Consider the following 4,728-nt stretch of genomic DNA (forward strand, 5'->3'; position numbering starts at 1 on the left):
GGAAAGCACACCCCTACTGTTCGACCATACCCCCATCGCCGCGCGCGCAAACGTCCAAGGCAAGGGTCAGTCCGCGACCAGCCCCCCCTCAGTGGGATCGTAGCGATAGTCAACAATGGTGCCGTCGCGAACGCGCTGGACCGCCTCGTCGATGACGTTCAGCGGGACCAAGAACCACTCGCGCGGACGCACCGGATTGCCGAAGCGGTCCTGGACCGTCAGATCGAGCAATGCAGGCGAGAAGACCTTATGAAGCAAGGCCTCAAGCTGGCGACACCGAACGCCAAAGACTTTGTATTCGGCGACAGGCTCGACACCCGCAAGCAGGTAGGTCGCACTCTTGTCGCCCCCAGCCAAGCGCGCGTCGAGCGGCCCGCTCGTGACACCGATCTTGTGGATCACCTCGCGGTGCTCAACCACGAACGGATGGTCGGAATTGCTCCGCAGAACGTAAATCGTCCCGGTTTCAACTTCCCCGTCCTCGGCTTGATCCCCAAAGAGCGGATCGGTGGTGGCGGCTTCCGCCATGCCTTCGAATAGCGGACCAGCATCCGGCTCTGTGATCCGGCGCCCCGCTTCGTCCTTGTAGAGCGCCCGCTGTAAGGACCGCAGCAGCAGGTCGCTTTCAGTTCCGTTCGAATAGATCACACGGAGGCGAGCGTCGGTTTCGCCGTTTGGCGCTTTGATCGGTTCGCCGACAGACGCCACATAGGCGATCTGCCCACCGAGAATGAAGAACTCGCCTGCGCGAATGTCGGCCTTCTGGAAACCGGCGTCGCGCACAAAGCGGCGGGTAGTTCTGACACCTGCGTCCAGGTCTCTCTGAACCGCTTCGAACAATGGCTCGAACTTTTCGAAATCGACGCAGCGTTCGCGCCCGGCGATCTCTTCGGCCACACGGCGCTCTTCGCGCGAAGGGACATGACGCAGCTTGGTAATGTCCTCATCGCCAGAACCAGCAAGCTCTGCGCGAAGCGCGTCCAAGTCCATGTCCTCTGGATCGGCGGTCACCGGTGGAGCGTCCAGAAGGCCGTACTTGTCGAATGCCAGCAGCAGTGTGCGACAGTCGTCCAGGCTCCGAAGTCGGTCTAACCTGACAGCATAAAGGCGCTCGAAAATGTCCCGACTTTCGCCATGGAGGGGCGCTCGGCCATGCTCTTCATAGAAGCGCACGATGTCCTCGAACCCCGCAATGACGCGCTCTTCTCGCGGCGTGTAGGCGGACTGCTTCGCTTCGGCGGGAGCGAAGTCGGCAAGTTCGGCACGAAGATCATCCAGGCTCAGATCAGCCATATCGACCTTCCCGGTCATAACGCATAAAGGCCGCAGCCCCTTCGGCGAGCTTCTTTTCCCACTCGTCAGCGGAGTCGATGGACGGCGGGCGCCCGCGTTCGCGACGGAAGCGTACAGCGCGCGCAGCGTAGTCCCTGGCGTCCTCGGGAGAGAGCGCCGTCCGCTTTGCGGAGATCACCGATTGGACCTGCTTTAGGGTGGCCTCGTTCATGTTTTTCGCCAGGATGGCGTAGGCCGTGGCGAAGGGATTTATGCGGTCGATGAGGTCGATATCGAGTTCCTTGACCTCGATGGCAAGACGACGGACGCCATCGAGAAGCGCCGTATTCGACTTCGGGTCGCCAGAGACACTTGGAGATGCCGCGAGTTCCTTGGCCTTCTGGGTCAGGTTCAAAGCAGCGATGGCGTGCTGGCGGATCGCTTCCTGGTCCTCCGCGCTCATGTCAGGATACTTGTCGCGAACGATCTTCCCCATACGTACCTGGGTAAGCTCTTCGGGAACGGTTTCCTCGTCGAAGAGCCCGCGCTCAAGAGCGGTCTTGTCCTGCACGAAAGCCGTAATGACCTCGTTCAAGTCCTCGCGGCAAACCCGTGCGGCCTCGGGGCTCTTAGGTTCGACCAGCCCGCCGATCTCGAAATGGAATTGGCCCGTCGCTTCGTTGAACCCGACGTTCGTCTTTCCCTCTTGGTATCCACCGTCACCGTAGTCGAACCCCTCGATCTCGCCGTGATCCTTGGGTGTAAAGTTGAAGCGCGGCGCCAACACCTGTTCCATCAACAAGCTTGCGGCGATGGCCTTCAAGGTGTCGTTGATCGCGTCAACGACAGCCGCCTCCGAAGCGTCTGGCTCGGCGATCAGATTGGTGAAAGACGCACTTTCCTTTCCAGGCGCATCGCGCGTGGCGCGCCCGATGATCTGGATGATTTCGGTGAGGCTGGAGCGATACCCGACGGTCAGCGCGTGTTCGCACCAAATCCAGTCAAAGCCTTCCTTGGCCATGCCGAGCGCGATGATGATGTCCACATTGTCGCGGTCGTTCTTACGCGCAGGGTCTTTGAGGGCGGTAAGAACCTTTGCCCGCCTGGACGGGTCGCTGTCATCCACCAGGTCGGCGATCTTGATGATCCGGCCGTCGGCCAATTCGACCTTGTGAAATCCGGTGACCGCATCAGCGCCTTGCCACTCGCCGAGGCAGTGCATGATGTGCTCCACCTCCTTGATCTTGTCGGCGGTGCTCTCACGCGAGTTCACAGATGGGATGTGGACAATGGTCTTCTTCGACGCATCGAGCACAGCTTCAATGGCGGTCAGATAGCGCCCACTGTAGAAGTAATATCCGATGTTCAGCGTCTTGAGGTGTTCGTAGCCGTTCAGTTGTTCGTAGTAGGTGTAGGTGACGGTCTCGAACTTGTTTTCATCTTCGGGCATCAGCACCGGCGCGGCGTCGCCACGGAAGTAGCTGCCGGTCATCGCAACGATGTGGCACTTATCGCGCTTGATGAATTCGGCCAGTTGGCTGCCCAGGCGATTGTCGGGATTGGCTGAAACGTGGTGGAACTCGTCCACGGCGATCAGACGCCCATCAAATGCTTCGATTCCAAGCTGGTCTACGGCGAAACGGAACGTGGCGTGCGTGCAGACGAGCACCTGGTCGTCACTGGCTAGGAATTGACCGACAGCCCTGGTCTTCGATGGGTCAACGCGCTCCTCGTCGGGGCCAGGCGCGTTGCAGAGGTTCCACTGCGGCTTCACCGTCCAGTCGGACCAGAAGCCGAACTTCGACAGCGGCTCATCGGCAAAGCTGCCGCCGATGGACTTCTCGGGCACGACGATGATCGCCTGCTTGAGGCCCTGATTATGAAGCTTGTCGAGCGCGATAAACATGAGGGCGCGGGACTTGCCGGAAGCAGGTGGCGACTTGATGAGCAGATATTGCTCACCGCGCTTCGCATAGGCGCGCTCCTGCATCGGGCGCATTCCCATCTCGTTCGCCTTCGCGGAGGCGCCGGTGCGGGCCGTCGTGAAGCTGACGGCGGGGATCGGTTTGGCCGTGGTCATTCGTCGGCGTATCCATACTTCTTGAAGGCGGGAAGAATTCCGCCGACAGCTTCAAATTCGGGCTTGAACCGTTTTAGCAGGGACCGCATCCCCGCAGCGATTTCCTCCGCATCCTGGACGTCCTTGATGTCGTGGAAATTCTCTTTGAGAAATTTGGAAAATTTCCTTCCTTCCCCGGCGGCGCCCTTCTGAAATTTGATCCGGCTTTTGGGCAATTCCTCCCCGGCCTGCTGAATGCCCTCGATCAAGTCTCGACGGAACTCGTGTTGGCTTAGGGGGCCGACTTCGCCATAGATCGCCAGTTGGCCAGACTTCCCGTCTGCATTTGGCCATAGCTGGAGCCAGGCGATGAGCGGATAGCCCGCCCACCACTTCTCGCAGCCTTTCCACTCAAAATGGTCTTGGCCGAGCGCCTGGTACCAAGGCTCTGGCAAGAAGCTGAGAAACCGCTGATCGACATGATTGAAGCGGAATTTCTGGCCATCGACTTCGAAGGCATCGAGATGGGAGAGGTCCGCGCCGATCAGGCTTTCCGCAGCGATGGAGAAGTCCGAGCCCGAACCGTGCTCCATGATGAAATCGAGCACCTTCTTGTGCTCGCGATAGAGTTGCTTGGCCAACCTCTCCATCTCGGCGCGCTGATCGCTCAATCCGGCCTCCTCTTCCAAAATCTCGGTGTAGTGGCCGAGGAAGGTTCGAACCTCGGCGGCCAATAGCTGATCCTCGTGCCTGACGAAGCGGCCCAGGAGTTGGCAGACCGTCGCGTAGTTGATCGGCGCATAACGGGGATCGGCGGGCTCTTCATCATGCAAGGTCAGGAAGACGCCGCGAACTATCAGGTGCTCGGCCTCAACGCCCAGACCGGCGTGCACCCGATCAAGGTATTTCGAAAGCTGCCCCTCATGCTGGCTGCTGTCATATTTGTTCTCGACAACAAAGCCCCAGCCGTTCCGCACGCTGTGGATGAAGATGTCGATGTTCTGCCATTCGCGCCGAACGATGGCATCGCGCATATCGGCTCTGGCGATGTCCATCGCAGTCGGCGCGCCAAGCCCGCTCTGGCCACGAAGGGCCTCGCCGAGAAACGCCTTCAAGAACTTGTCGCCCAGCCCGTGGCTCTCGGCAGGATCGAGCAGCCAGGCCAGGATCGCGGAATGACGTATTTCCATCCGCTCCATCCGCATGACGCGGATCGGATTGAAGCGGCTGAGGTAGGATTCGATCCGCGTCAGAATCGGGTTGTTGACGAAAGTCGCTTCCAATTCCTCCGCCGTCGGCAGCCCGACCATCTCATCGGCCACGTTCACGCCGCCCTCTTGGCGTGTCCGCCGTCAGCGCCTTTGAGACAGATTGAGGGTTCCGTTTAGAGGAGGGTT

The 4,728-nt window shown here is 60.0% G+C and carries 3 protein-coding genes; all 3 read right to left on the reverse strand.

From position 1 onward, the window contains the following. Positions 1-66: 66 nt before the first annotated feature. From AX690_RS14960 to AX690_RS14970, 3 genes are read right to left on the reverse strand one after another with little or no spacing between them, the layout of a single operon-like run. Positions 67-1,293 carry a GIY-YIG nuclease family protein gene (locus AX690_RS14960; RefSeq protein ID WP_066683820.1) on the reverse strand — a complete coding sequence of 409 codons (1,227 nt, stop codon included), beginning with the start codon at positions 1,291-1,293 and terminating at the stop codon, positions 67-69. After that, positions 1,286-3,352 carry a DEAD/DEAH box helicase gene (locus AX690_RS14965; protein WP_066730478.1) on the reverse strand — a complete coding sequence of 689 codons (2,067 nt, stop codon included), beginning with the start codon at positions 3,350-3,352 and terminating at the stop codon, positions 1,286-1,288. The genes AX690_RS14960 and AX690_RS14965 overlap by 8 nt, the downstream gene beginning before the upstream one ends. Further along, on the reverse strand, positions 3,349-4,659 hold the full coding sequence (locus tag AX690_RS14970) for a PD-(D/E)XK nuclease family protein (protein ID WP_066681873.1): 1,311 nt from the start codon (positions 4,657-4,659) through the stop codon (positions 3,349-3,351). Before AX690_RS14970 ends, AX690_RS14965 begins: the two co-directional genes overlap by 4 nt. Between the last annotated feature and the right edge of the window lie 69 nt (positions 4,660-4,728).

It is taken from the genome of Caulobacter sp. CCH9-E1 (genome assembly GCF_001556515.1).
Classification (GTDB): Bacteria; Pseudomonadota; Alphaproteobacteria; order Caulobacterales; family Caulobacteraceae; genus Caulobacter.

What these genes read in the sequence shown, in the direction of transcription:
- AX690_RS14965 (WP_066730478.1), bottom strand. Translation starts at nt 3,352, where the DNA reads ATGACCACGGCCAAACCGATCCCCGCCGTCAGCTTCACGACGGCCCGC.
- AX690_RS14960 (WP_066683820.1), bottom strand. Translation starts at nt 1,293, where the DNA reads ATGGCTGATCTGAGCCTGGATGATCTTCGTGCCGAACTTGCCGACTTC.